Origin of the sequence: Peredibacter starrii, assembly GCF_034259205.1 — a bacterium.
GTDB lineage: Bacteria > Bdellovibrionota > Bacteriovoracia > Bacteriovoracales > Bacteriovoracaceae > Peredibacter > Peredibacter starrii.
Window position 1 is genome coordinate 1,659,844 of sequence record NZ_CP139487.1, and the last position, 26,813, is coordinate 1,686,656.

The window sequence follows — 26,813 nt, forward strand, 5'->3', positions numbered from 1 at the left end:
TGAGTTATGAAGTGCCATTTTTTTTAATTACGTGTGCGAGTACGAGTTGGGACAGTGTTTGTGGTTTCGGTTCCTGGAGCAATGTCTGTAGGCAATTCAGGAACTTTCCAGAGGATACCACATGCTATTGGAAGTGATTCGTGAACGCTGCTGTCACCCTCAAGTCCCATCACTGTTGCCGGAAGTTTTAAATCTTTGTGGACCCCTTGAATTAAAACTACGCGACCTGGAAAGGTAAGACCATCGTTCTCTCCAAGCTTAATGATATTGTCAGTAGGGTCTGTGTCTGGTGCTTTAAGATCAGCAAACATGCGCTCAAAGCTTGCTGACTGTTCATAGTAGTACATTCCCTTGGTGGCGTCACCGGTTGGGTACTGACCACTACCACCAGTTTGAGAGTCCAGGCTTCCATCTAGTGGAATCGAAATCTGTCCAATGGCAATCATGGCCTCACGCATATCGATATAAGCGTCTTTATTCAAATCATCATTCACATTAGGGCAGCGTCGACCGGTATAAACGGCCTGAGCGTGTTCAACGTTTTTTGGCCCGTATTTTAGGCCCACCATCGCTTTGAAAGAATCTCCGTCTCTGACTAAGGCGGCCTTACCGACTTGTTTAAAATGAAGATTGTAGTTTAAAGGATACATCTCTGCGACGTAGGCGCCGTTAATGTTAGAGCCGTCGGCCTGAATGGTTTCATTCTGTGTGAATCCCGCTTCCGTGTTGGATGGGCCGGAATCAGAACTGCCACAAGAGGCAAGAAGACAAAGGGACGCAATGGACAGGGTAGATTTTAAGAATGAGTTCATTTTGTTCCTCGCTAAAAGGTTGAGTACAAAAAAACAACTCATAATAAAATGTAAAAATTCTTTGTCCACTTAAGGAGAGTCTTAAGAATGATTCAGGATGCAGTCAGAAAATATTAAAGCGGTGAGGGACTACTTGTTTCGCGTCCAAATATCAGTGATTTTCTTGGCCAGTTCTTCGTCTTTCCAGGGTTTGATCATGTAGTCATTGGCACCGGCCTGAACGCATTCCAGCACTACTTCTAGTTCGTCTTGTGAAGTGAGAAGCATAATTGGAAGTTTGGCAAAGCCGTCAACATCACGCACTTGGCGGATAAGATCAATGCCCTTACCAGTAGGCATATTAAAGTCTGTGATCACGAATTGAATTTGATTTGGCTTCGCGAAGTTTTCCTGGATGATTTTGAATCCTTCATTCCCACCTGGGGCCTGAATGATCTTAGTCACACCAAGTTTTTTCAATGAGGCAGATAGCATCACACGAATGCTAGGAAAGTCATCGACGATTAAAAATTGTAGATTACTTATTTCAGGCGAAAGAGCCTTCATTACTATCCCTTAAATGTAAACTCGATATCTTCCAAGTCATCTTTGGCACTTTCAAATCGAGTTAAAACTTCTTTAAGTTGATTTTCGTCTTTAAGCACCACAAGATCAAGATTAACTTCCCTAATTTTTTTTGCTGCATCGTCAGAAATAATCGGCTTTCCCTTGAGGAAAAGGACGTTCAATGTCTTGAATGGCCATTTATTAGTCTTGAGGAAGCTATAGGCCTTCTTTGAGTCTGTAAAACAGATCATGACTTGGCCCATTTGTTTTCCTGCTTGATCGATCTCTTCAGCGTTAAGAGTAGGGATCGACGCATAGTCAAAACGTTCGATTTTTTCCTTGATCGATTCAGTCAGTTCAGGTGCAGTGTCTACTAAGAATGCAATTTTCATTTTGTTGATGCCGGCATACGAGTTGGTTGATCGTTATTAAACTTAAATTTCGAAAAGTATTTATGCTCTTTTGGAAGATATTTGATTTTCATACCTACTGAAAGACCATTATCCAGTACTTCCTGGTTCCAGCCTTTAAGGTATTTCCACATGCGTTTATCACCATAAATCTTTGTGGCGATAGCACCAAGGCTTTCTTTGTTTTTCACAGTGTGAAACTTATAAGGACCGGCAAGAGTTTGAAGAAACTTGCTCTTCTTGTTCTCATTCAGCGCTTCGATTTTTTTCTCATTATCATAAACTGTATGAGCACTCATTCCACTGGTCTGAGCGATCTGTCTATCAAGCTCTTTTTGAATAGGGCTCTCAAGCTCAATGATTTGAGTTCCATCGTTTTCTACATTCGTACTGACGACTTTAGGTGCTGGTTTAAAGACCGCACACGAGCAGAAAAATGACATTAAAAATAAAAGTGAAAGTTTAGATTTCATGGGCCAACTCCGCCTTTTTTTGGCTTATCGGAAGCTGGCCCGTAAAAGTTGAATTTTTCAGGAATTAGAAAAGAATGTAACCGAAACCGATACCTAATCTCAGGGCCTTAAGCTCAGAAGGACCGTCCATCACGTGATATTTAAAGAGTGTGTGAAGGTAGAGCCTTTCAGTAAACTTTTTGTTCACATACCAAAGAATCTTATAGCCCGTATAGTCCTCTTTGTTCTCAATCCCTTTAGAGTTAGGGTCGTTCTTAGACATAATACTGTGTGAGAAAGAAAGCTTCGTGAAGAACGGGGTCTTGAACACATGTATTAGCTTTGAGAAACCTACTGTTCCGTAAAGCACAGTGTTTGAATCTAATAGGATCGTACGGTCCTGCTGAATTCCACCCATATTGAATGTCGAGAAACGCTCATAATCAATCCCGAAGTAACCAGTAAAATTCTGTTTTACGAAACGGTATTCAGGATAAAACGTAAGACCTAGTTCAGGATCAACTTTTACGTTTTTATCATCGAGGTTGTTGGCAGATGCGAGTAGGTAAGAAGCATAAGCACTTGCCTGAAATGACCATAGAGATTGTTTTGGATAGTATGAACCTGAAAGACCAAGCGTGATCGGGCTGTTTTGGTAGAACTCTACTTCAGCAGTGGCAGGATCTTTTTGAGTGAACTTACCATAAGAGGCCATGTAGAAGATAGAAGCTTTGAGACCTTCAGGAAGGAAACCCGGGCCAGAGTTCTCTGTTTCGTTCTGAGATGCGGCCTTTTTTAGGTTTGCTTTCATACTATCGATGTACGCCTGGTACTTCGACATATCCAGGTATTCATACTGAATATAAAGATCAATCATCGACCCCGGTTCAAGTTTGTTCCAGTCTTTTACTTCTGGATTTCCCTTGAAGGTTCTTTGAGTCATGGGAGTCTGTTTGGTGATGATACTGTTAGGATAAACAAAGCGTTTGTAGATTTTGGCCAGCGTATCGTTTTGTTCAACGAGGTACCTGAGCTTGTACATTTTTTTTGCTTGTTCTTCCTGACCGATAGCGAGGGTCGAAAGCAAGAGCGCGAACGTTAACAACAAGAACTGCTTCATAGATCCACCATTGGAGAAATAGGGAAGATTAGCTCTCCCGTTTGAGAATATTCTGATTCTTGACCCCAAACATCCTGAACTTTCACGCGATAGTAGTATTTACCAGAGCGGTTACTGATCCAGTTCACTGTCGTGCCTTTCACTGCTTGCTTGAAAACAGGTTTCTTTAAAGCAGCATCAGAAAACACTTCAAGAGTGTAGTTCTTGGCATTTTTATAAGGAACAAGCTTAATCACGTGATTAGGCTTACCGTTTACTTCCTCATATTCAATGATCTGTTGGGCGATAATTTCAGGCGAAGTCACCTTAGGAAGTGTTACTTCAAGTGGAACTGAAGCAGATGGAGTGAGGAACTCAGCAGAATCTTCTTTAGGAAGAACTCGCCAGAAGTAGTTACCCACATTCGGAAGATTAAAAATTTCAGCGTTGGCCGGAGTGTTCTTTTCGACAATTAGTTTCTGGAAATTCGGGTCTTTTGCGACCTGAACTTTTACTTCTCTTACACCCTGAGGCTTGATCCAGGAAAGAGTCGCCTGCTTACCTTCAGTTGAGATTTCCTGGCGTTTCTCATAGTTCTTAGAAACTTGAGCGACCGGAGTTGTCACAACCATTTTGGCGGGAGGAGAAACAAGAGGAGGGTTGTCCGAACTCTTGGCACGCACGTAGTACACGCCCGGCTTTTCCATCACGATGGCCTTCTTACCTTGTTCGGCCGGAACTTTCTTCACAATAGTAGAGAAGTCTTGCTCAGGACTTACTTCAAATACAACCGGAGAGTTATTAAGCTTGTTCTTCACGGCATAGTCAGCAGGAGATTTCACAGGCACAGATTGTTTCAACTGCTCGGCGGGAATGGAAAGTGCTTCTTCAAGTTTGATGTCGAGTTTCATTTCGTCGCTTGGATATTCTTGTCCACGTTGAATCAAGGCGACCTGAACACCATAGATACCTTCGTCATTCAGTGGGAATGAGAACTTATTACCTTTAACCATGACTGATTGTTCACCAGTCGGAGTTTTAAGGATCACACGATAATCAGCAGTTTCTGAACCGGCCCAGGCGATAGGCAGAACTTCACCACGAACATAAGTGCGGTTTGTAGCAACACTTTGAAGCTGAGGTTTATTATAAGGAGAAACTCGGAAGCTGCTTCGACCTAAAGATTGACCACTTGAACCCGTAAGTTCAAGAGTGTAGCGACCAGGGTTTGGCGTTTTAATAGTGATGGGTCCATTAAAGCTTTGTGAAGCAACTCTATTACCGTTTGCATCGATAAGAGTCGCAGTACCTGAATCGTTTCTTTTTAATGTGAAGTCGATTTCTTTTGTAACATGAGGATCAATAACCGAACCTTGCTTCGGATCATTCAAAATGTTTTGAATTTCAGACTTGGCCACGATGCCGGTCTTCGAACTTACGATTTCCTCACCAGACTTCACCTGAACTGACTTACCAGTTTCAACATCAATGATCTTCGCTGGAGCATCACCTTCAACCTTAAGTTGACCTTTTACAAGTTGAATTTGATATTCATTATTTAAGACTTCAATACGAATGAGAGATTGCGGACCGATGATGAGTTTAGAACCTGATTCAAACTCCACCGTCGCAGAGGCCTTCTCATCAGTCAGGATTTGATCACCATTAAAGAGAGTGTCTCCTTTAATAGTATCAATCCAGGTAAGAGTTCCGGGAATCTTTCTCTTCGATTCAAACTCTAGACCCTGAATTTTGGCGACTGGTTCAAGTTGCCTTAGAGGAGGGACTTGAAATGGGTTGTACTTAAACAGCACTACGCCACCTACGATGAGTGACGAACCCAAAACTAGAGTAAACCTATCGAAGGAGAAAAAAGATTTCCCCTGTTGATCTTCATCAGTGATATTATAATGTGTATTAATCATTAATTAATATTCTATATCAAATTGAGATTAGAAACTATGGGCGAAAATTTGCAGGCAACAAAAATGAAAGGCATTGGTCTTAAAGCTAAAACCCTACTGGGTCTGTCGGCTTTGCTTCTGGTGGCGATCGCAGGGATTCTTATCTTCACCAACCTCTTATTAATCAACGATAAGAAGGCCTACGTTTTCGAGAACGTTCTCTCGAACGCAGAGAAGGTGAGAAACCTCATCAATGAGAACATCTCGAACTCACTCTTTCAGGCCGAATCATTGGCGATGTTATCGCAAAATGAGAATCAGAACCTTAAGGAGTTAATGGACCGTCAGGAGCTCGTAGACGGCCTCTATTTTAGCTTCACAGGCGATTCCAATCGCAAGACGTTAATGAAGTCAACTTTCCCTAGAAACTCTGAAAGCTACTTTGACTTTGTTTCCAATTGGATTGAAGACGCGAAGCCAACAAATGTTCTGGGAGTTTCAGTTAAAAAGATCCCAAGTAAGAACACTTTTGAGCTTAACTACCGTGACGATCAAAAACATCTGGGCCTCCTTATTAATATGGACAATGTTTGGACCCAGATTTCAAACGACTCAGTATTCTCTTATACCGTGGTTGATAAAAACAGAAAGCCATTGTGGACTTCTGGAGAGAACCTGAATGACTTTCCTTATGAAGAATTAATTCAGGCCAGTGGTGCTTCTACTTCAAAAGAAGTGACTATTAATGAAGGTAAATACCTGGTGGCCGTATCAAGTCTTCCGAAGCTTGGTATCTACGTTATCAGTTATATCTCAACTGCTAAGGCCTACGCAGTAGTAGGTGATTTGAGTGTGAAGACCATTTCATTTGGTCTCGTTCTTTTGGGCGTATCTCTTATTCTTGGTCTATGGTTCGCTAAACGCCTGACAGGTCCAATTGAGGCCTTGATGGAAGGGGCAAACTTCGTGGCAGAAGGAAACTTCGACCATGAAGTGGAAGTAAGGACCCATGATGAACTTGCGGTCCTGGGTGGTCGTTTCAATTTCATGAGCGGGAAAATCAAAGACCTCTTGGGTGAAAAAGAAATCATCATTGATGAGTTGAAAGAAGCAAACATCAAAATTGAAGACTACTTTAAAAACCTAGAGAAGAAAGTAGAAGAGAGAACGCGTGAATTGAAGTCTGCTAACGACTTCATTCAGGCGATGATCGACTCCCTTGACCAAGGTCTATTCGTATTCGGTCCGGACCTTAAATGTTCTCCTGTATATACTAAGGCCTGTGAAAACCTATTTAGAAAGTCACCTGCTGGTCTGACTTATAACGAAGTGCTGGATGTTCCTGCTGATCAAAACGCACGTATTGAGAAATGGGCAAACATCATGTTCTCTGAGAAGCTTCCGTTTGAATCGGCGGCGACTCTGGGTGTGAATGAAAAAGTTTATGGCGAAAGCATTGAGAGTGATGATTACTCAATGTTAAAACTTCACTATCATCCGATGAGAGATGAAGAAGAAAAAATCTCAAACGTAGTGGTGGTAGCAACAGATAAAACCGACGAAATGCGCGCCATCGAAGAGACCAGAAAGAAAGAGCGTTATGTAGAGATGATCTTCAAGATCCTTGCTACCAAGAAACAATTCATCGAGTTCATTGGCGAAGTTGATAGTTATGTGAAGTCGCTGGATGAAGTGATTGAGGCGCCTCAACCGAGTTATGATCACGCGATGTTAATTTACCACTCGTTTAACGGTGGTTTTGGTATGTACGCAGTGGATGCCCTCGTGACTGAGGCACGTAAGTGTGAACAGACCGTGGTTGATATGAAGAAAAAGGGTGTTCTTGATCACCAACTTCTTATTGATCAAAAAAACGCCTTCAAAGAAAGCTATCATCGCTTCAAGCAAGAGACATTTGATACTCTTGGCTTTAACTCGAATACGGTTGAAATTGATCAGGCCATCCTTCTTTATATCAATGACCTTGTTCAACAAACTGATAACCGTGAACTTAAGCATGTCTTCAATGAGAAGATCATGAAGGTTCCGGTTGAAGAGTTCTTCGTTCCTTATAAGAAGCTTCTTGAATCACTTGGACCTAAACTTGGTAAAGAGTTCGCTCCATTGGTTGTTCATAATGGTGACCTCCGTGTTGATCCGGATTCATACCGTGAGTTCTTTTCGCTTCTGGTACACTTGTTCCGTAACTGTGCCGACCACGGAATTGAAGCGCCTCATGTTCGTGAAGAGCGCAACAAAACTATGGAAGGAAATATCCAGGTTCACGTGGGTGTTGAAGGTGAGGGATCGCGTCTTAAACTTGTGGTTGAGGACGATGGTAATGGTATCGATCCAGCAAGAGTTCGTAAGAAACTTCAAGAAAACAATCCAGACAAGTCTTACACAGATGAAACTGACCAGGACATCATCTACCATATTTTTGATCAGGACTTTTCTACGGCCGAGCAGGTCACTACTATCTCAGGCCGTGGTGTAGGAATGAGCGCGATCAAAGACATCGTTGATCGTATGAATGGTCAGATTAAATTGGAATCAGAAGTAGGCAAGGGAACCAAATTTATTTTTGACCTGCCGATTTCTTATTAAAGACTTCCACAATCTTTGCTTCAATCGTTTTCGGGGTGAACGGCTTCAGCACATAGCTGCTGGCGCCGGCCTCGACTGCTTCAAGAATGGTGTGCAATTCATTTTCTGATGTCACCATAATCACCGGAATTGTCTTATAGGCCGCAATTCCTCGAAACTGTCTTAGAAATTCAATCCCGTTACAATTTGGCATGTTGATGTCGGAGAAGACGAGCTCGAAAGGAGCACTTCCCGCACATTCGTTGGCTTTCTCGTAACCCTGTTTTCCATCAACGGCCTGGGCGATGTTCGTAAAGCCGAGGGATTTGAGGGCGGCGATGAGAGCATCACGAATGGTACTCATGTCATCTAGGATTAAGACTTTTTTGCTCAAAATTTTTGGATCAATCATGCCCTCCTTATCGGCTCGTCTTTCAAGATAGTTAGAAAATTTTTAAAAGGTACTGGACTAAATTAATTGTCAAAGAAATCTTAAACTTATGAATTAAGTATTAATACGTAGGGAAGAGGCTGCCGAAATTTTTCTTAAGTTTTAATAGGTTAGGAGCTTTGTGAAACTTTTATTAATAGTTTCCAGCGAAGTGTTGGAGCGACCTTACCATAGAGAAACAATTTACGAGAGATTGATGCTCAATAAAAAATTGCACTGGCATTTCATTCTTCCTCAACTAATTTTATTCGCTGCCTGCGATAAGTTAGCTCGTATTGAAGTCTCGAACATTGTTAATCCTGATAAAGTAAAACCGACTATCACTTACGTTACGACTGCTCCGGCCGCTTTAAGTGGCGCTCAAGATTTCCCTTTGGAATTTGAAGTGAATGATAATCCTGGTGGCTCAGGAGTAAAGTCAGTGTCGCTCCAGTATGCTCCAGACGGAGTGGTGTTCAAAGAGATTGGAACATTCGATGGTGGTCACCGCACGATCAATTTTTGTCCACCAAACAAGACTCATTCAAAACCAACTTTTAAAATCATCGCAGAAGATAAAAATAAAAACATCTCTGAACTAAATCTAGGAGATGTGGCGGGCCAGAATTTTACCCTCACTCCAACTGAACCAGCACTTCCAACAGTTACTTCAAGTAATGGTCTTTCTACCAATTCGGGGAACACAAAATTATTAATTGATATGTGTCGCCCGACTTCTTGTACTAATGGAGCTCTTTATTACGAAGAGCCGACCAATGAAACTTTTATTGCCATCGGGGGGACACAACCAGGAGCAGGAGATCCGGCCTGGATTTCTTGTGAAGATGTACTGGATGATGGATATGATCTTCCGCCTTTCACTGGAGACGGAGACTTTACCTACAATGTTTGGGTTAAAACTGAAGACACTGATACTGACGGTACAACTCCCATCGTAAATGTATCTGATACTTCAACCGCCATCACGATCTTCCGTGATGGAACTCCTCCGGATGCAAATTTTGTCACTGTCGCAACTGCCATGAACAGTCATAGTGATTTTGCTTTAAGCTTCAATCTTTCTGATGCGACCGCAGGTCTAGGGACTTCAAAAATTTTCTACTCACCTGACTCTGGTGACCTTGGTGATTATCCCTATGTTGAATTAGGAACAATTGTTGGAGGGACTCCTCAAACAATTAATTTTTGTGTTCCAAATAAAACACATCCGAACGGAACATTTAAAATTGAATCAGCGGATTTAACTGGCAATACAACCACAATCACGCGATCTGGTTTTACGATTACTAAAACTGCAAACCCACTTCTTCCAGCGGTTCTCTCAATGTCGACTGCCGGTCCTTTGAGTGCTGGCTCTTCCAACGTGAGAATTGATGCTTGTAAGCAGCGAGCTTGTTCCGTGGGTGCTTTCTCATATGAGGCCGCCGATAATAATGTCTTCATTGCGGTGGCGAACTCGCAACCAGGTGCTTCGGATCCAGCTTGGAGAAGTTGTAGTGACGTCTTAACGAATGGCTATAACTTTACTTTCCCACCACAAGTGGGAGTTGGTGTTTATAACACAAGACTTTGGGTCAAATCAGAAGGGATGGACCTTGATGGTTCGACTCCGGTAGCGACCGTTTCAACGTCATCAGTCCCTCTGGCGCTTCCTTACGACTATACAGCTCCTTCTTTATCAGGACTTGATTTAGGTAATATTGGAAGCAACCGTGATCTTGAGATCATTGGTACAAATATTTTGACTGGTTATTCGCAGGGCTCATTTAGACTTTCGCCCATCTGTCTTGATCCATCTTCAATTCCGGCGATTCAAACTAATATTGCTGGAACTGTTTCAGTTAGTGCGAACAACTTGACGGTTCTGGGTACGGGAACCACGTTCACTACCGAGTTTCAACCTTATGACTATACCGAGATCAATGGAGTTTATACTCAGATCAAGAGCATCCAATCTGACACACAAATGACTTTGAATGAGATTGCAGGTAACAACGCTGCTCTTGTTGGTTCAGGTCTTACTGCTTCAAAACGCATGCTTTCTTACGGTGGTATCAAAGTTACAAAAGGTGAGGTGGGTTCACCTTCGCCAAACGCCCCGGGATGGCAGGCCTGTGATAGTGTTAACCAATCCATTGTTTATGGAAATCTTGTTAATGGAGTTAACAATCTTCAATTTTGGCTTAAAGATAGATTCAATAACGTAAGTTCGGCCTTCCTTGCTTACGCCGTTACTTACAATGCTCCTATTCTTTCGGTAGTTGGTGGACCGACAATTTCTACCGATATTGCAGATATCACCATCAATGCTTGTGGCGGTGGTACTAAAATTACTCAAGTGCTTTTTAATGAAACAGGTGCACAACCTCTGGCATCGGATTCCAACTGGCAGAATTGTTCAACTGCGATTGGTGCCTTGAAGTCACCTCAACTTTCTCCGGGTAACCATACTCTCAAGGCCTACTTTAAATATTCAGATAATTTTATCTCTGAGAATCCGGTGAACGTGCCGGTGAACTATCTTCCACAAGTGGCCTGGGTAGAATCGCCTCTCACCATTCGTCCGCAAACAACTTATACACTCGCAAGCTGTATTGGGATTGATGAAGTATTCGTCAATCAAGGTGCGGCTCCGGCGGCAGGTGCCGTGGGATGGCAGCCTTGTAATACTAATCCAGGAGGAGTTTCTTATCTCTTAGGCACAACCGGCTCTCAGACGGTTAACTTCTGGTACAAAACCGGTGGCGTGGTTTCTGGTGACTTCTCACAAGTGGTTGTGGATTTCTTGCCTCCATATGCCTACATCTTTGGTGGCAGTATTGTTAACACTGTTCAACCTCCACTCAGTATCAGCACTTGTGCCGGCATTCCGAAAATTTTTATTAAAACAGATGATGTCACGGCCCTGCCACCAACTGCAGGTGATTTTACTTCAGGTGGTATAAACTGTTCGACTGCGCTTAATGGGATCACCCCTCCGGCGGTTGTAGGTGAGGGACCTCATACCTATGATGTGTGGTTTCAGTTCGCAGATGGCTACATCTTAAATCCTTGGTTCAGTCGTGTAGACATTACTTACGCTGCTCCAGATACGACTTCACCTCCCATCACTGCCGGTGAAGGGGCAGATGTTCCACTAAGTCTATTCTTAGTAAACGGCGATGGAGACGGTTCAGTTCCGGGTGTAACTGAAACAATTGAAAACTATGCTTCACGTGCCATCTTCACTCTCAATACATGTCAGCCAAAATCCTCAGTGGCCTTGACTGGTACTGTAAGTGTGGCAGCGGCCGATAAAATCGTGACTGGCGTTGGCACACAATTTACCACTCAGCTGGCTCCAAACGACTTCATTCAGATTGGTGCTCAGTCGCTTAAAATTAAATCCATTGAAAGTGATACAAGCTTAACTCTCATCTTAAATCACGCGGCCGGTGCAGCAGCTGTGACCGCGAATAAGGTTTATCCAGAAGATACCATTTCGGGCATGATCCTCACTCAGTCAGCTACGGCCCCTAATAAAAATGATCCTTACTGGCTTGCCTGTGATAACACCGCTGGGGCCTTGAAGACTCCATCGTTAACCGATGGAACTTATACTCTCTATGCCTGGTTTAAGGACGGAGCAGGAAACGTAAGTGCTTCATCCATTTCAAAACAAGTTATTATCAGCAGTAGTCCTGATACAACGCCGCCTCCGCGTCCACCAGTGATTGTAGAAGGAGCGCCAACTCTCACAACAGCTCCAGCTCGCTTAACCATTACCAGTTGTACTGATGTGGATCAGGTCTATATTGAGACTTCGGCCTATCCGAATCCATATGTAAAACCTGGCATTGGTCTTTCTGGATGGCAGAACTGTTCTGAGGCCATTGGTTCAATAGTTTATGATGTAGATCTGGCCGGTTCGTATACCGTGTCGGTTTGGTTTAAAGATGCTGCCGGTAACATCAACGATACACCAAGAGATGTTTCATTCATCTTCGATCCGGCCATTGGTAATCTTCCAAACCCGATCGCTTATTGGACCATGGATAAAACTCACTTGAATAAAAATCGAGTGGTGGATGCTAAAGGAACAAATCACCTCTATCGCTGGGACACAGCTCAGGTGACGGAAGTAGTAGGGAGAAATAAACAGGCCCTAAAACTTTCCGGAACTAATAGTTATCTTTTTACAGAAAATACCACGACTCTTAAACCAGCGGTTTCTGTAACTCTTTCAATGTGGGCCTACCTCACAAAGAATGAGGCAGGGACAAAAGGTCTGGCCGGTAACGGTTCATACGGTTTGAAGCTTCAAGGTGGAAACCTCTATTTCTTTGCCAGTGGTGAAGGGAATGCGGTGTCAGTGGCCACTTCAACTTACGAGACAGGTTGGAGGCATCTTATCGGTACGTCTGATGGTCGTTATGTGAAACTCTATATCGATGGACAACCAGTTGGAACACCGGTTGATTTAGGTTCTCCTGCGAACCTTGTCTACGGATCTTCACAACTCTTTGTGGTGGGTGGTCTCACCAATGGATCTGCCCCAAATCCACTTAATACGGGGCTTTTTAACGAGAAGATCGATGAAGTCGTGGTGTGGAACCAATACTTCACTGATCAGATGGCACTTGATCACTACATTGATGCTTTCAACAACTATAAAGTAAGGCAGGATTCAACTCCGTCGGCCAATATTGCTTCGGCCACATTCTATGGAGAGTTCTTACAGAATGCGCTTATCACCATTCCAAATTGTGGAGATGCTAAGTTTATCTACATCAATGAAACGACCCATCCACCCTTAGTTGATAGTCCTGAGTGGCAACTTTGTAATACGACTAAAGGTGGAATCGTTCATAAGAATCTTTCTCAAGGTGCTCATGAATTAAAGATCTGGACCAAGGATGAGTACGATAATATCTCAACTGGTTACTTAAAACTTAATACTACGATTACCAGTATTGCTTATCAACCTCCTGGTGTTCTCTATTACACGCTGGATGATAACCAAACTCATATTGCTGATGTGTTTGATATCTTCTCTGGTCAGACAGCGTTTTCAATGGGGGCCGATCCTAGTCAGATCGCAATTCAGAACGAAGGTTATCGCTTTGTCCGCGCTTCATCTGATTTTATAGAAAGAAAATACGCATACAACGCTCAACCAAAAGAGCAAGTATCTATGTCCATTTGGGTCAACCTCACTGCGAACGATAACCGTCAGCAGGTCCTTGGAGGAACTTTCTCAACTGGCCATGGTTATGGAATTGAAATTAACCAGGCCTCAAACGAATTACGATTCAAAGTAAGTACCGGTTTCGGAGTGAGAAATGCTGCGATTCTGACCAGTGCTTATACTTCAGGTTTCCATAACATCATTGGTACCTATGATGGTCAGGTCGTCAAACTTTATCTCGATGGTAACGTCGTTGATACTCACGATTATGGAAGTGTTTCTTCAGTTCAGTATCAGTGTCTGGGCTCCTTCATGGTTGGTGCCGGTTCCTCATGTAATACTGGCCCGGTCGCAGGAACTCATTTTGATGGTGTACTGGATGAAATCGTAGTGTGGGACTCGGCCCTGACGGCCTCAACGATTTATGACTTCTTCAACGGTCAAGACACTGTTCCACCTGAACCAGTGCCAGTTACTCCAAAAAATAATGACTACAATGTGGGCATTCCAATTGCTCGCTTCAATGTTTCAGATTGTAATGACATTGCTTCCGTTTATGTGAGCTTAACCGATACAGCTCCACTTTCTGATGTGGCCAACTGGCAGGCCTGTACAACTTCAGGTGATAAGATCAGATCGCCGCTCCTGGAGAGTGGTGTTAACAATGTAAAAGTCTGGTTTAAAGACATGGCCGGTAACGTATCACTTACTAGCTATGATCTGGCGATGAATTTTATCTATGACTTTACTATCCCAGATCCTAATTCGTATTGGACGCTGGATAAAGTAAACGTTGATGGTGCAGTGGCCTTCGATGTCGTTAATGCTAAAAACGGTATCATCACCGGTGCAGTTGAGACGGTCGGTAAAGTTGATGAAGGTAGAAGTTTTATTGGCGCGGATGAATTTATTGAAGTGCCTTTTGATTCTTCTTTCCAACCTCAGAACCAAGTCACTCTTTCAGCATGGTTTAAAGTTCCAAGTTTTGGAGTGGCGGAAAGAGTTCTCGTTGGGAATTTTAATAATGGCGGTTACGCACTTGTTCTTCAGAACAATGGTCTTCATTTTAGAGTGAGAGTGGGTGGGGCGACTGAAGTTATTACAACTTCAACTGGCGGACTTGCGACAGATACCTGGCACCACGTAGTGGGAATCTATGATAACGGAACGCTTCGTCTGTTTGTAAATGGAGCTGAAATTCTTCCAAGTGTAAGCGCTGCCGCCACAAACAAAGACATCGAATACGCAAACTCTAACTCCCTAGTGATGGGAGCAGGAGCTCCGGCCGCCACCGGAAACAGTGGAAGCTTCTTAACCGGTGGTCTGGATGAAGTGGCCTTCTGGGACACGGCCCTTTCTGATACAGTCGTTGCGGAAATCTATGACCGTGGTATGGAAGGGGACCAGGTTTACTATAATGTGACCCCTCCAGAAATTCCGATTAACTTAAATATCACTTACTATAACTCACTCGTTTCTCGAGCGAACTTAAGTGTGAACAGTTGTACAGACCTTGATTATATTATCGTGACCAAGGATGAGTTCCCACCTGATAAGAACGACCCTGACTGGCAACGTTGTAACACTCTTGTGGGTGGTCTTCTTTCAAAAGAGCTAGAGACATCTGATTCATTCGGGAAGCTTTGGACCAAGGACAATTACGGTAACGTTTCAAGAACGTTTGAATATGTGCCTATTTCTACTCCATACGATAAACCAATTTCTCGTCCGGTGGTTCATTGGACCTTTGATAACGCTCACTATGTTGCGGGAACAAAAACTGCCTTCGATCGCCTGAGCCAGATTAACTTAAAGAGTGAAACATTGATGAAGGCCTCTGGGGATGCTTGTCAGCACTTCCAGGGCATTGATCCGAATAATAGTGCCTTATTAACTAACCAAGCAGGGGTCCTTAATCAGGCCTTTACGTTTGGTATCATGAATACCTATAAGAACCCAACCATCCTTCGTTCGAATCATCCGAGTAACTCTAAGTTAAAACCGTTGAATAAACTTTCCGTGGCCGCTTGGGTCTATATCGTAGGTAATACTGCCTCTCAAGATAAACACATTGTGAGTAACCTCTATAACGGTAAAGGCTGGGCACTTAGAATTCAGGCCGCCAACGTAGATGACAGGGGTCTTCGTTTCACCGTCATCACGAATCAGGGAACAGTCGAGCCGTATCTTGAGACCAAAAACATTGCCACCGGCTGGCACTTAGTGGTTGGTACCTATGATGGTCAGAAAGCATCTCTGTTCATGGATGGTATTTTTGTTAAGTCCTTCTCACTCCCGGCACCCGGACAAATTCTTTATGAACCAGGTGTAAATACCTTCGTAGGCTCACAAGCTTCTTTAACTAATTTACCGACTCGTTGGGAAACTTACAGAGCAGAACTAGTTTGTGGAGCGGCCTCGGGGGTCAATACCGGTAACATTCTTAATAACTCTTATTACGAAAATAAAATTGATGAAATTATCGTGTGGGAAAAGAGTTTAAGTAAATTGGAAGTGTCGTCGCTTTATCACAACGGTGCGGACATTCTTTATGCTTCTGATACAGTTCCTCCTACTCTGGCATCTCTCACACTTGAAAATACTCGTCCTAACATGTTCTCGAACAAGGCCTACTTCTCACTTAGTTCTTGTAACCTTGCGGGCCCATTAAATAACGTTATCTCTGGTGTTCTGGTTAACGAAGGAACACGACCGGATAAACAAGACGAGCGTTGGGAATCATGTCGTACTCGTCTGGGATCGTTTGGTCTGGAAAATCTCACTCCTGGTGGTCATACCATTACAGTGTGGTTCAAAGACCTTGCTGGTAACGTCACTCCGGTTTCATCAGATCTAGTGGTGGATTTTATCGATGGCCTTCTTCCTTCTGCCAACGCTGTATGGCCATTGGACGCGACTCATACGATTTCAAAATACTCTCGTGATGTGATTGATAACAAGGTTCATGATTTACTACTGGTAAATATCGATACTCCACTTAACCCGGATGCTCATGCGGTAACGGGGAAGGTGAATGAAGGTATTGATCTGGCCGCGACATCTACCACCAACGGTGCGTTCATGTCAGCGACTTCAACTAAGCTCCTTCGTCCCGTGAACTACTTTTCGGTGGGGGGATGGTTTAGTCTTACTCAAGGTGATGCGACGACAAGAGTACTGGTGGATCATCATACTTATTCTTCGGCCACAGTCCGCAGTGGTTACAAACTCTACATGACTGGTGGCCAACTTCGTTTAACAACTGAATTAGATATCGCTGGAACGATCACCATGTCTGCTCCAATGGCCTCAATCACCACTGGCTGGCACCACGTAGTAGGTGTGTTCACTGGTTGGGAAATGAAGCTCTATATAGATGGAGTGCAAGTAGGGACGAGTGGTCTTTTGGCGGAGAGAGACTTTATTCGTTATGATATTCTGACTGACTTCCGTGTGGGAGCTGAGTCAGAGAACAATGTGAATCCAATTTCTTTCTTTGACGGCATGGTGGATGAAATCGCCCTTTGGGGATTTGACATGACCCCTGCGCAAGTTACGAGTGTTGTTAATGCTCCTAACAGTAACTCTCATATTTATGCCGCTCTCCCTGCACCAAATAACGTAGATAATGCTTTTATCTATCACTACGATAATTTTGGCTCTCGCGCGAGAATGACCATTCTTGATTGTACGAACACTCCCTATGTTTATGTGAACGCCCAGAATGCTGGTGCTCCTCATCCGGCGGATCCGGACTGGAGAAATTGTCAGGCAGGTCCGGGTGCCATCATTTCGGCGAAATTGCCTCTTAATACGACCTATGTAGATGTTTATGCCAAAAACTCTGATGGTATTGTATCAAGCGCTCCGGGAAGAAAAGAGATTCTTCCGGTCCTCTATGATTATGATCTGACTCTACCAATTACTTATTTATCTTTTAACGAAGAACATTTCACGACCGTTGAGCGTGACTTTATCATTAATGCTGCCGGCACTCGTACCGGTACTCCGGTCAGACAATCTAATAATGATGGTGATGCACTCTTATTAACTGCCGCTCAGGCGGTTGATACGAACACGGCAAAAATTTATGATCTTCGAGATGGATTGTCTTTTGGCCTTTGGGTGGATCTGACTCAAAACGATTCTTCCACTAGAAGAATCGTTGCCCGCAACGGTTCGGCGGTTCTGGACGATACAAGCCTTCTACTCGAAGGTGGATATCTAAAATTTAAATTGAATGTTCCACTTGTGACAGATTATATGCGCTCAACTCAAACAGTTGAGGCGCGCTATCCTACGTCTCAAATCTCGACGGGTAAACATTTTGTCGTTGCCACTTATGATGGCTTTGATATGAAGCTTTATCTTGATTCCACTTTAGTGGCCGCTGAGAACATAGGGGATAGAAACTATAATCCAACTATTAAACGAATTGTTGATATGGATGGTATAGGTGGATTTAAAGTTGGTCTGGGAATTGTGGGGCAGGTCGATGAATTCATGGTCTTTGACCGTCCAATCACAGAAAAAGAAATCATCGCCTGGTATCGTCGTTATAGCGATGCCATCACTCCGGGTGACACGACTCCACCGGCCCAGGGCCGTGGCATTAGTGTCTTTGCTTCGACCTTTGGTACTAACTGGCCAACAGATAATAGTAATCCATATTTTACGATCGATAACTGCTCAGACATTAATGGTATCTATATCAGCTTAAGTGCCACTCCTCCTGCCTTCGATGCCCAAGGTTGGCAGAACTGTACGACACTTGAGGCCTATCTGAAGAGTCCGACTCTGAATGCTGGTTCAAACACTGTTTACTTCTACTATCGTGATGCTCACGGAAACGTTTCTGCCGGCCAGCCGGTAGAAGTAGTTTACACCGTTCCTCCTCGTCCAAATCCGGTCGCGTACTGGAACTTCGATGATGACTCCATGGTGGGTGAGAAGAACTTTGAGCCAGTGAACTGGCAAATGGCCCATACCTATGCCATTACTCCAAGTGACTATGTTGCTGGTGGAGTAGGCCGCGCCATTCAGTTTGATGGTCTCAGAAAATATGTTGAAGTAGAGAATAACCCGGTCATTAAACCAGTAGATGAGCTTTCCATTAATTTCTGGATCAATGTTCCCACACTGATTGCGGATCGTGGGGCCAAAACTATTTTAAGTACTCGAAGTGTAGGACATGAAGGTTATGAGATTCGTTGGTCATGTAACGTTCCTACTTTATTCGATGCGACCACTGCACTGACCGCATGTCCTCCCACTGATTTATATCGATATGAGTTTTTCGAATTTATCTTGAATGTAAATGGTCAGGACGTCGTACTGGATTATCCTCAGAACCAGCTTGGTACTGGACCAATGTTCATCAGCGCGACCTTTGACGGTCGTTATATGAAGCTCTACAAGAACGGAAATCTTCTTCGCAAGAAAGATCTGGGTTATGAGGGGATGATTACTTATAACGCTTCAAAAAATACCTCTCTGACAATTGGTGCACGAGCAGGTGATTTTGAAAAACCAGTGGGTGGATACTTCAGAGGTGTGATCGATGAGGTGATGATTTATAACACCGCCCTTTATCAGGCCCATATCACTGACATCTATAACAACTTTATTTTGACCAATACTCGTATCTACAATCCGGGTCTGGCGGTTATTACTCCTCCAAATTCTCGAACTACCATCTATGAACCGGGTAAAAAATCTTACGGTTCTCGTCTAAAACTAACGGTTTCCGATTGTACAGATATGAATATGGTGCTGGTGAATAATTCTCTAACTGCTCCTGCGGCCAACGATGAGAACTGGCAACCATGTAACACAATGGCCGGCGGTATCACATCAGCTCCGATGAATTACAATACAACTGTGACACCTAGAGTGTGGGCGAAGTCCTTCACGGGACAGGTGAGTGCGGGATCCGGAACGGCAAATGGTGAAACATTTGTGATGTCTAATTTCGTGACTGACATTCCTCGTCCAAAGATCACGTGGACCATGGACTCTACTTTCTCTGGACACACCATCGGCAATGAAGTTCGTGACTCATTATCTTGGTCAGATGGTGCTCTTGATTTGATTGGAACCCCAACTTCAACGGTAACTCAACTATCCGGAACATTCAGTATTGCTCCAGGCACTGATATGGTTTCTGGTAACTCAACTTCTTTTTTGGGTGAATTAGAGGTCGGTGACCGAATTAAAATTGGCAATGAGTCTCTGGAAGTGAAGGCAATCACTAATAATACAACCATGCAAATGAAGGCCAATCATCTGGCCGGTGCCACGAACTATGTTGCCTATAGAATAGGTCAGAAGTCAGGCAGTAAGTCGGCGATCGAAGGTGGTTTCATTTTCGACGGTGTTCAGGACATGATTTCAATCCATCCGACCGCTGCTACCAACCCAATGTATGACCTGACTATATCTGCCTGGGTAGAACTTAAAAAAGGTGAAACTCAGTATCGCCATATCGTAGGTAACAATCAGTATTTTGCGACTTCGACTGGTGCCGGATCTGGACTTCGAGTGAAGGACGGTCAATTACAATTTTTCGTGACTGCCTGGACGGGTACAACTCAGCCAACATACACCGTGGGAATCGATACCAACATTTATAATTCTGGTCTTCACCATGTGGCCGGAACATATGATGGACGGGATTTAAAATTATATCTTGATGGTGTGTTTGTTAAACAATATGCGATTCCATTCTTCAATGCTGCACGCTACGAACTTTATCATGATGACTTCAGTAACTGGACCGTTGGAGCAGAAACTGATCTTAACAATGCTGGTGCTCCAGGATCGTTTTTTAACGGCGTGATTGATGAAGTTCAAATCTGGCATAAACCTCTAACTGAACAACAAATTTATTATGTATATGAGTACGGTGGTGCTCACTTGCCAGACGTGCTTAAAGATGGAATTCCTCCGACAGATCCAGGGATTTATCTTGCTAACGGCTTAACGACTTCATCCATGCCTTGGGCCTATTTCACAATGCCATCTTGTACCGGCGCGAATGGAATTGAAATCAATGCGATTTATGTAAACGTTGCTCCAAGCCCGGCGCCGAATGAAGATGATGAAGGCTGGCAGTTCTGTAGTTTAGATGCGGCCTACATTGTTTCATCATTAATTGATCGTGGTACATCTACTGTGAATGTTTACTTCCGAGATGAACAAGGTGATATCTCTGGCTCAACTTCATTCACATACACTTATCAGCCACCTGAAATGATCAATCCTCTGGCCTACTATTCGTTCAATGCGGCCGATAGAACTGGTAACTATTACTTCCACGACAAGGCGGGTACGAAGCATATCCGTGCAACGGTCACGGCCTATAATCCAGTCAGAGCAGGTAAAGTTGGAGATGGTTTTGGTAAGGCCCTGCCGGCAGATGGTATGTACTATAACGCCATTGAGGGGACTTATCGAGCAGAATACGATTCTGTGAAGGACTACTCAGTTGCCTTTTGGTATAGACCGTTTGAGGCGATTGTTGCTGATGAAGTCCTTCTTGATCAAGGTCAATATACAATTACCAGAACTATATCTGATACCATTGAAGTCACAACTCGGGCCGGTGGTAACTGGGTCAAACGAAGTGTGGCCCGTATTGCTCCTCAGAAGTGGAACCACATTGGAGTCATTCGTAAGAATAACTCTCTTAAAATTTACATCAACGGACGCGTCGACTCTTCTCACCTCATTTCAACCGGAAATCTTGATGCCAATATGGGCAAAATGAAAATGGGTGATTCAAAAGGTTACTATGATGAACTCGTTCTTTATGATTCGGCCCTGACAGATGCTCAACTTGCTTACGTTTACTACCATGGGGAGAAGAGCGAATCAATTGATGTCGTCGTTCCTAATCTTGTGGTTGCTCCGACTCCTCAGCATTATTGGAACTTTGATAATTCAACTTTTGCCGATCCTTACTTAAATTCTGTTACGAATCCTCTACCACTTAAAAAGTATAATGCTGTCGCCTCTAACCAGAGCGGGGTGAACTCTAAAGTAGGAGAAGGTTTCTTCTTCCAGCGCTTTGAAGATATGATTAATGGTGGAGAAGCAAATACCATTGGTAAACAACAGTACTTAGAATCTGATTCCGCTGCCCCTCTGGCCCTCGGACAAAATTTTACAATTTCAATGTGGGTGAAACAACCAACTCCTCGTGGTTATTATGCGACCGGTGCTTCGGCCGGCCACACTGATAGCACGGCGGTCTTTGATATGTGGGGTAATGATCCGGAAGATCGAGCTTTCTCTCTTACATATACAAGAGGGGTATCGGCACCTACCTCAAGTACTGCCTATGAATTCAAAGTGAAAATTGGCTCAATCGAATCAGTTGTAAGTACTAATGTCACCTATATCCTGGATTCGTTTGAGACCGCGTGGACACATTTAACGGTGAGAAGAAAAGATAAAATTCTAACGATTTTCGTGAATGGAGTAGAGTCAAGTTCAACCACTCTCATATCTTCTGCACCTGTGAACGTTCCAGAGATGACTCGTCTGCGCGTAGGTAACTCAAGTTTATATAGTTATTATAATATACCTGGTACTGTGACAGTTGCTTCAGGATCGACCAACGTCGTAGGTACCGGAACTCAATTTATGACGGATCTGTTTGAGCAAAAAACAGGTACTGTAACTGTGAGTGCCGGAACAACGGCCGTTGTGGGTAACGGAACCATGTTCTTGACACAATTTGCAGTCGGTAATCTTGTTCGTATCGCCGGGACTTATCATCAGATTGCGACCGTCACGGACAACTTAAACATGACGCTCTCAACACCTCATGTGGCCGGTGCTACTGACGATACAATTGCAAAACGTACGACGAATACGGTCAGAATCGGTCTAAGTAATTACACGATTGCAAGCATTACTGATGATACTCACTTGACCTTGAATACGGCCCATTCAACTGGTGTCACAAATGAATATCTTGGTCTCAACATCAATACTGCCAACGCTGCCGCCATCGATGAGTATGGTTTCAACGGTTACATTGATGAACTTGCGGTATGGGATTCGGCCCTGACTCAACGTCAGATTTATGATCTAAGTCTTAAGGGTAATGCAGGTACTGCAATTCCAGTTGAACCAATGGGAACGATCATTGGTGTGAATGGAAGCACGACGGTTAATACCGCCCGTGCAAAAATTAAGCTTAACGACTGCAATGGTTATTCTCATGTATGGATTGGTTTTGCAGGAGACGCGGCCCCAACTGATGCTTCGGTAGGAGACGCCACATATCCAGGATGGGTGGCATGTTCAGACGCCATGGAATTAGATTCTCCAGTTCTGGTGGGAGATTCATTAAATAATCTAAGAATCTGGTTTATGACTGGAAACGTGGTCTCAAGTTATACCTATGACGTTGGTGTGACTCAAGCGACAGGGGACACAACTCCTCCGGCAATTCCAATCATGGTCATGCTTAACTCTGATCCGACGACTGAATCATTTGCTCGTTTCACCATTACGTCTTGTGCTGATATCGCAGCTGTTTTCGTAGGTGAGAGTGGAACGACTCCAACTGCTCACCAATCTGGCTGGCAACCTTGTACGACCTCTGCGGGAGCGATCCTATCTCAGGCCCTTACTGCTGGATTAAATAATATCAGTGTCTGGTTTAAAGATGCCGCCAACAATATGACCAGCAATACGGATTATTCTCTGACTTATAACGAGCCAGCTCTTCCAACTGCTGCTCTTCATATGACGATGGATGATGCTCAGATTATTGCTGCCACAAATTTTCAACGTGAAGTGATCACCAACGAACTAGCAAAAGGTGTGAACCCAGCGAATCTTTCAGCTGGTCGCGTAGGGATGGTAAATGAGGCGGTGAACTTCACCACCAATGCTTACTACGATATGGCCTATAGTCAATTAACTCTCACCAATACTCTGAGTTTCTTTACTTGGGTAAACGTCTCTGCTCCTGGAATGGATTCTCATCTTATTGGTCGATGGGACGGAACGGCCGCTAATGACTCATTTGCGGTTCGTATCGATAACACTGGCCGTTTATGTCTTGATCTTCAAACAACCGCCTCATCGGGTGTATGGAACACGCTTTCCTATAAACGTGTGTGCTCGAGTGCTAAGGTTCCATTTGCAACTTGGCACCATGTGGGTGTGACTCGTAATGGGGGCACTATCCAGTTCTATATTGATAATGCTTCAGCGGGATTTGAAACAGTCAACTCGGCCGACTTTGCTCCTTCAACCCTTGGTCTTCGTGTGGGTGCTCAAGCAAGAGGTTCAGGAACTTTCGCCACTGAAGGTATGCTGGATGAATTGGCACTGTGGGCGCAGGTCTTAACAAACGATCAGCGTGGAGTGGTGTATGCAAAAGGTCTAAAAGATCAGCGTCTCTTCAATGAACCGGCCCCTATTGATCCGGCAGTTTCTCCTGATCACTATTGGAAATTTGAAACTGGTTCAGCACTTACTGATCAGACCGGAGTTCTCAATTTCACTCTTAATTCAGGTGCTACGATTACAACAGTGGGTGGGCAGGTTGATGACTTCATGACGTTTGTGGCCGCTGAATCTGATGTGATTCAAACTCCACCAACGAACTTAAACCTCAATGCTGATTTCACCATGTCAGTCTGGGTAAATCCTACGACTCTTGTTGCCAGTGATATTGTGAACAAATGGGACACGACAACTCCTGTGCAGCAAAGCTTCCGCTTAAGCATGTCGGCCGCGGGTATTATAACTTTCCATTATCAAACCACTGCTGTGGGTAGTATCGCCAGTGTTCAGAGTATTCCGGCCGGTTCATGGACACAAATTACAGTTGCTCGTAGAGGAGCCGCGCTTTATCTATACTTAAACGGCTATGTTCAGAATGTCGTGAATATCGGCATTGATCCGATTGTTAATGCTTCTTCGATCCCATTCAGTGTGGGTGGTAATGGCTTTAATAGCAGCAACTACTTCAATGGTGCGATTGATGATCTGGCAATTTATCAGAGCTACTTAAAAGAGCGTAAGGTTCGCTTTAATATCGAGAAAGGAATAATGGGAGATCCATTAATCCCTTAAGAGTTTGGTTTTTAGATTTCCACCGGCCGGACATTTTTCGGCAAAGTTTTTCTTTAGGGCCTTCTTCTCACGGGAAGGCTTTAAAGAGTCCAATTTTGCCTCCATTTGCTGACATTCAATATCCTGCTTAATTGAGGCCTCATAATGGTTTTTGTAACTTTCATAAGTCTTTTTGCGGTCGATATTGAAAATGATTTCTTGAAGATCCTGGGCCTCATCGGCCGCAATATCAAAGACTGTCATAGGTTGAAGGGACTCGAAGAAAATTTCATCAGGTGCCTTTTCTAAAGTGCTAATCGGAAATTTACCCGCCTTGATGTCTTTTTGATTGATACGAAGAAGCACAGGAACTATGGTCGTCTCATTTTTTTTCACGAGAGACATGTCCATCGAAACCAGAACCGGAATATCATCATCGAAAGCGGCATTATCAACTGCCTTCACGTAAACGTTATAGATATCATCTGAAGTCTGGAAGATGTGATTACGGCCATCAATCGTGCAAGTCACGCTATGTTTACCAGTCGGAACGATCAGAAGTTCATTTAAAAACGCACAGTATTTTAAAGAGGCCTCTTTATAGGTGTTTTTCTCTGGAGAATTCGCCACACAAGTTCCGTGAATTTTTCCTTCGACGATTTTTAAAGGATGACATGTGACCTTGAAATCTTCACCAAGGAGAGAAGAAAAAAGCATAAAGGTATTGTTCAAAACATCCACGTAAGGAAAATTCTCCGTATTGTGAGAAATATTTGCCTTGAACTCAGATTCCAAATTTTTCAAAAGTTTTGGTTCGGGAATTTTAAAGGCGTCTTTGGTCTTGGCCGTTCGGATACAACGTTTGTCATAGGCCACTTTTGTGATGGCATCAGGGGCAAAGCTATTTAAAAAGCTGTAGCGATCTTTTAGAAGCTCGCAGTTTTTCTCAACGTCTTCTTCCAGCTTTTTGGTAATTCCGATGTAGGTGTCGAGAGTTTTATTACGAAGATCTTTGAGATCATTTCGGTGGGGCATGGATTCCAGTGCGAGTCCCAGAATTTTGAGCGCCAATGAAGAGTTTTCTCCTTCTAAAGCACTATTGGCCGCAAGTCGAGCATCCATCGCGGCTTGGTGGGCGAGGAAGACATAGGCCTCACTTTCTTTATCTTTAATTTCGGCCAAACGGGTCAAAGAGTGAGGAATGTCCGTTTGAGCATAAATTGGGAATATAAAGCAGGTCGCCAGGATGATGAGGATTTTCATTTCAAAATGGTAGGTCTAAAATACCGATATGAAAATACTCCATGACCCTAATTCAAACTTACATCTTACCAAATACGGAATTCAGGTTCCGCTAGCGGATGATCGCGATTTTAAGGTCTATGATTTTCTAAATAACAAAGGCATTCCTGTCACCATGAACTTTACTCAGAATGTAAGTCTGACTAAAGAAGATATAGCTCGGGTCCATAATGAAGAGTTCATGTCGAAACTTTACGGAACCAAAGAAGAACTTCGCCACGAAATTATTAAATGCTATGAGCTCATCAATGAAAATGGAGAGTATAACCGTTACGATCCAAATGCTGCCAAGGCCCCGCTCGAAGAATTGTTTGATTCAGTTCTTTTAAAAACAAAGGGAACGATGTTTGCGGTTCAGGAGGCCCTGAAGACCGGTGCTTGCTTCTTTTTAGGCGGTGGTTTTCATCATGCCATGAGTTTTGGAGGACGCGGTTTTTGTCTTATCAATGATGTGGTAATCGCTTCTCGTTGGGCCCAAAAAAATCTTGGTGTAAAAACCGTATGGGTCATTGATGTGGACGCTCACAAAGGTGACGGAACTGCTGAACTCACTCAACATGACCCTTCTATTAAAACTCTTAGTATTCATATGGCCGACAGCTGGCCATTAGACAACGGTTCTCCTGATAGTCCGTGGTTTATCCCTAGTGATGTCGAAATTGGCATTAAGGCCAATCAGGAAAGCACCTATCTTCCGCGGTTAGAAGAGGGTCTTAAAACACTCGAGGCCATGGGAAAACCTGATCTCGCGATTGTGGTTCAGGGGAGTGATCCTTACGAGAAAGATCGTCTTCCAAGTGCCAGTTTCTTAAAGTTAACTAAAGAACAAATGCTTGAGCGAGACCTTCTCGTTTATTATTTCCTCAAAGATCGTGGCATTCCTCAGGCCTATGTGATGGCCGGAGGGTATGGCGAGCATGTTTATGAAATTTACTGTCAATTTTTAGAGGCGATTTCCTCAAAATAATCCTGAGTGTACGCGTCAGGCTATCTTCTCTTCATTTC

11 protein-coding genes are annotated in these 26,813 nt (G+C 43.6%); 3 read left to right on the top strand and 8 right to left on the bottom strand.

Annotated elements, in window-relative coordinates:
* Positions 1-23: 23 nt before the first annotated feature.
* The 6 genes from SOO65_RS08420 to SOO65_RS08445 all read right to left on the bottom strand — a co-directional run bounded on the left by SOO65_RS08420 (position 24) and on the right by SOO65_RS08445 (position 5,244).
* Complete coding sequence (locus tag SOO65_RS08420) at positions 24-812, bottom strand: hypothetical protein (protein WP_321399310.1); 789 nt, start codon at positions 810-812, stop codon at positions 24-26.
* Between the two features lie 129 nt (positions 813-941).
* Positions 942-1,358, bottom strand: coding sequence for a response regulator (locus SOO65_RS08425; RefSeq protein ID WP_321399312.1), 417 nt, complete (start codon positions 1,356-1,358; stop codon positions 942-944).
* Positions 1,359-1,360: 2 nt separating this feature from the next.
* Complete coding sequence (locus tag SOO65_RS08430; RefSeq protein ID WP_321399314.1) at positions 1,361-1,750, bottom strand: hypothetical protein; 390 nt, start codon at positions 1,748-1,750, stop codon at positions 1,361-1,363.
* The gene (locus tag SOO65_RS08435; protein ID WP_321399316.1) at positions 1,747-2,241 is read right to left on the bottom strand and encodes a LysM peptidoglycan-binding domain-containing protein; all 495 of its coding nucleotides are present in this window, start codon (positions 2,239-2,241) and stop codon (positions 1,747-1,749) included. The genes SOO65_RS08430 and SOO65_RS08435 overlap by 4 nt, the downstream gene beginning before the upstream one ends.
* A gap of 64 nt (positions 2,242-2,305) precedes the next feature.
* A complete protein-coding gene (locus SOO65_RS08440) occupies positions 2,306-3,340 on the bottom strand; it encodes a hypothetical protein (RefSeq protein WP_321399317.1) in 1,035 nt (344 codons plus the stop codon).
* Complete coding sequence (locus SOO65_RS08445; RefSeq protein WP_321399319.1) at positions 3,337-5,244, bottom strand: hypothetical protein; 1,908 nt, start codon at positions 5,242-5,244, stop codon at positions 3,337-3,339. The genes SOO65_RS08440 and SOO65_RS08445 overlap by 4 nt, the downstream gene beginning before the upstream one ends.
* Positions 5,245-5,280: 36 nt before the next feature.
* Here SOO65_RS08445 and SOO65_RS08450 point away from each other — a divergent pair, with 36 nt between their 5' ends.
* Positions 5,281-7,830 (top strand): ATP-binding protein, encoded by a 2,550-nt coding sequence (locus SOO65_RS08450; RefSeq protein WP_321399321.1) that lies wholly within the window; start codon positions 5,281-5,283, stop codon positions 7,828-7,830.
* Here the strand turns inward: SOO65_RS08450 and SOO65_RS08455 are convergent.
* Positions 7,802-8,221 carry a response regulator gene (locus SOO65_RS08455; RefSeq protein WP_321399322.1) on the bottom strand — a complete coding sequence of 140 codons (420 nt, stop codon included), beginning with the start codon at positions 8,219-8,221 and terminating at the stop codon, positions 7,802-7,804. The genes SOO65_RS08450 and SOO65_RS08455 overlap by 29 nt on opposite strands.
* A 160-nt stretch (positions 8,222-8,381) precedes the next feature.
* Here SOO65_RS08455 and SOO65_RS08460 point away from each other — a divergent pair, with 160 nt between their 5' ends.
* On the top strand, positions 8,382-24,527 hold the full coding sequence (locus SOO65_RS08460) for a LamG-like jellyroll fold domain-containing protein (protein WP_321399325.1): 16,146 nt from the start codon (positions 8,382-8,384) through the stop codon (positions 24,525-24,527).
* Here the strand turns inward: SOO65_RS08460 and SOO65_RS08465 are convergent.
* A complete protein-coding gene (locus tag SOO65_RS08465; protein ID WP_321399327.1) occupies positions 24,516-25,769 on the bottom strand; it encodes a hypothetical protein in 1,254 nt (417 codons plus the stop codon). The two genes, SOO65_RS08460 and SOO65_RS08465, sit on opposite strands and share 12 nt — an antisense overlap.
* 28 nt (positions 25,770-25,797) lie before the next feature.
* Here SOO65_RS08465 and SOO65_RS08470 point away from each other — a divergent pair, with 28 nt between their 5' ends.
* Positions 25,798-26,775: a histone deacetylase family protein gene (locus SOO65_RS08470; protein WP_321399329.1), complete on the top strand. Its 978-nt coding sequence runs from the start codon at positions 25,798-25,800 to the stop codon at positions 26,773-26,775.
* The last annotated feature ends 38 nt before the right edge of the window (positions 26,776-26,813 follow it).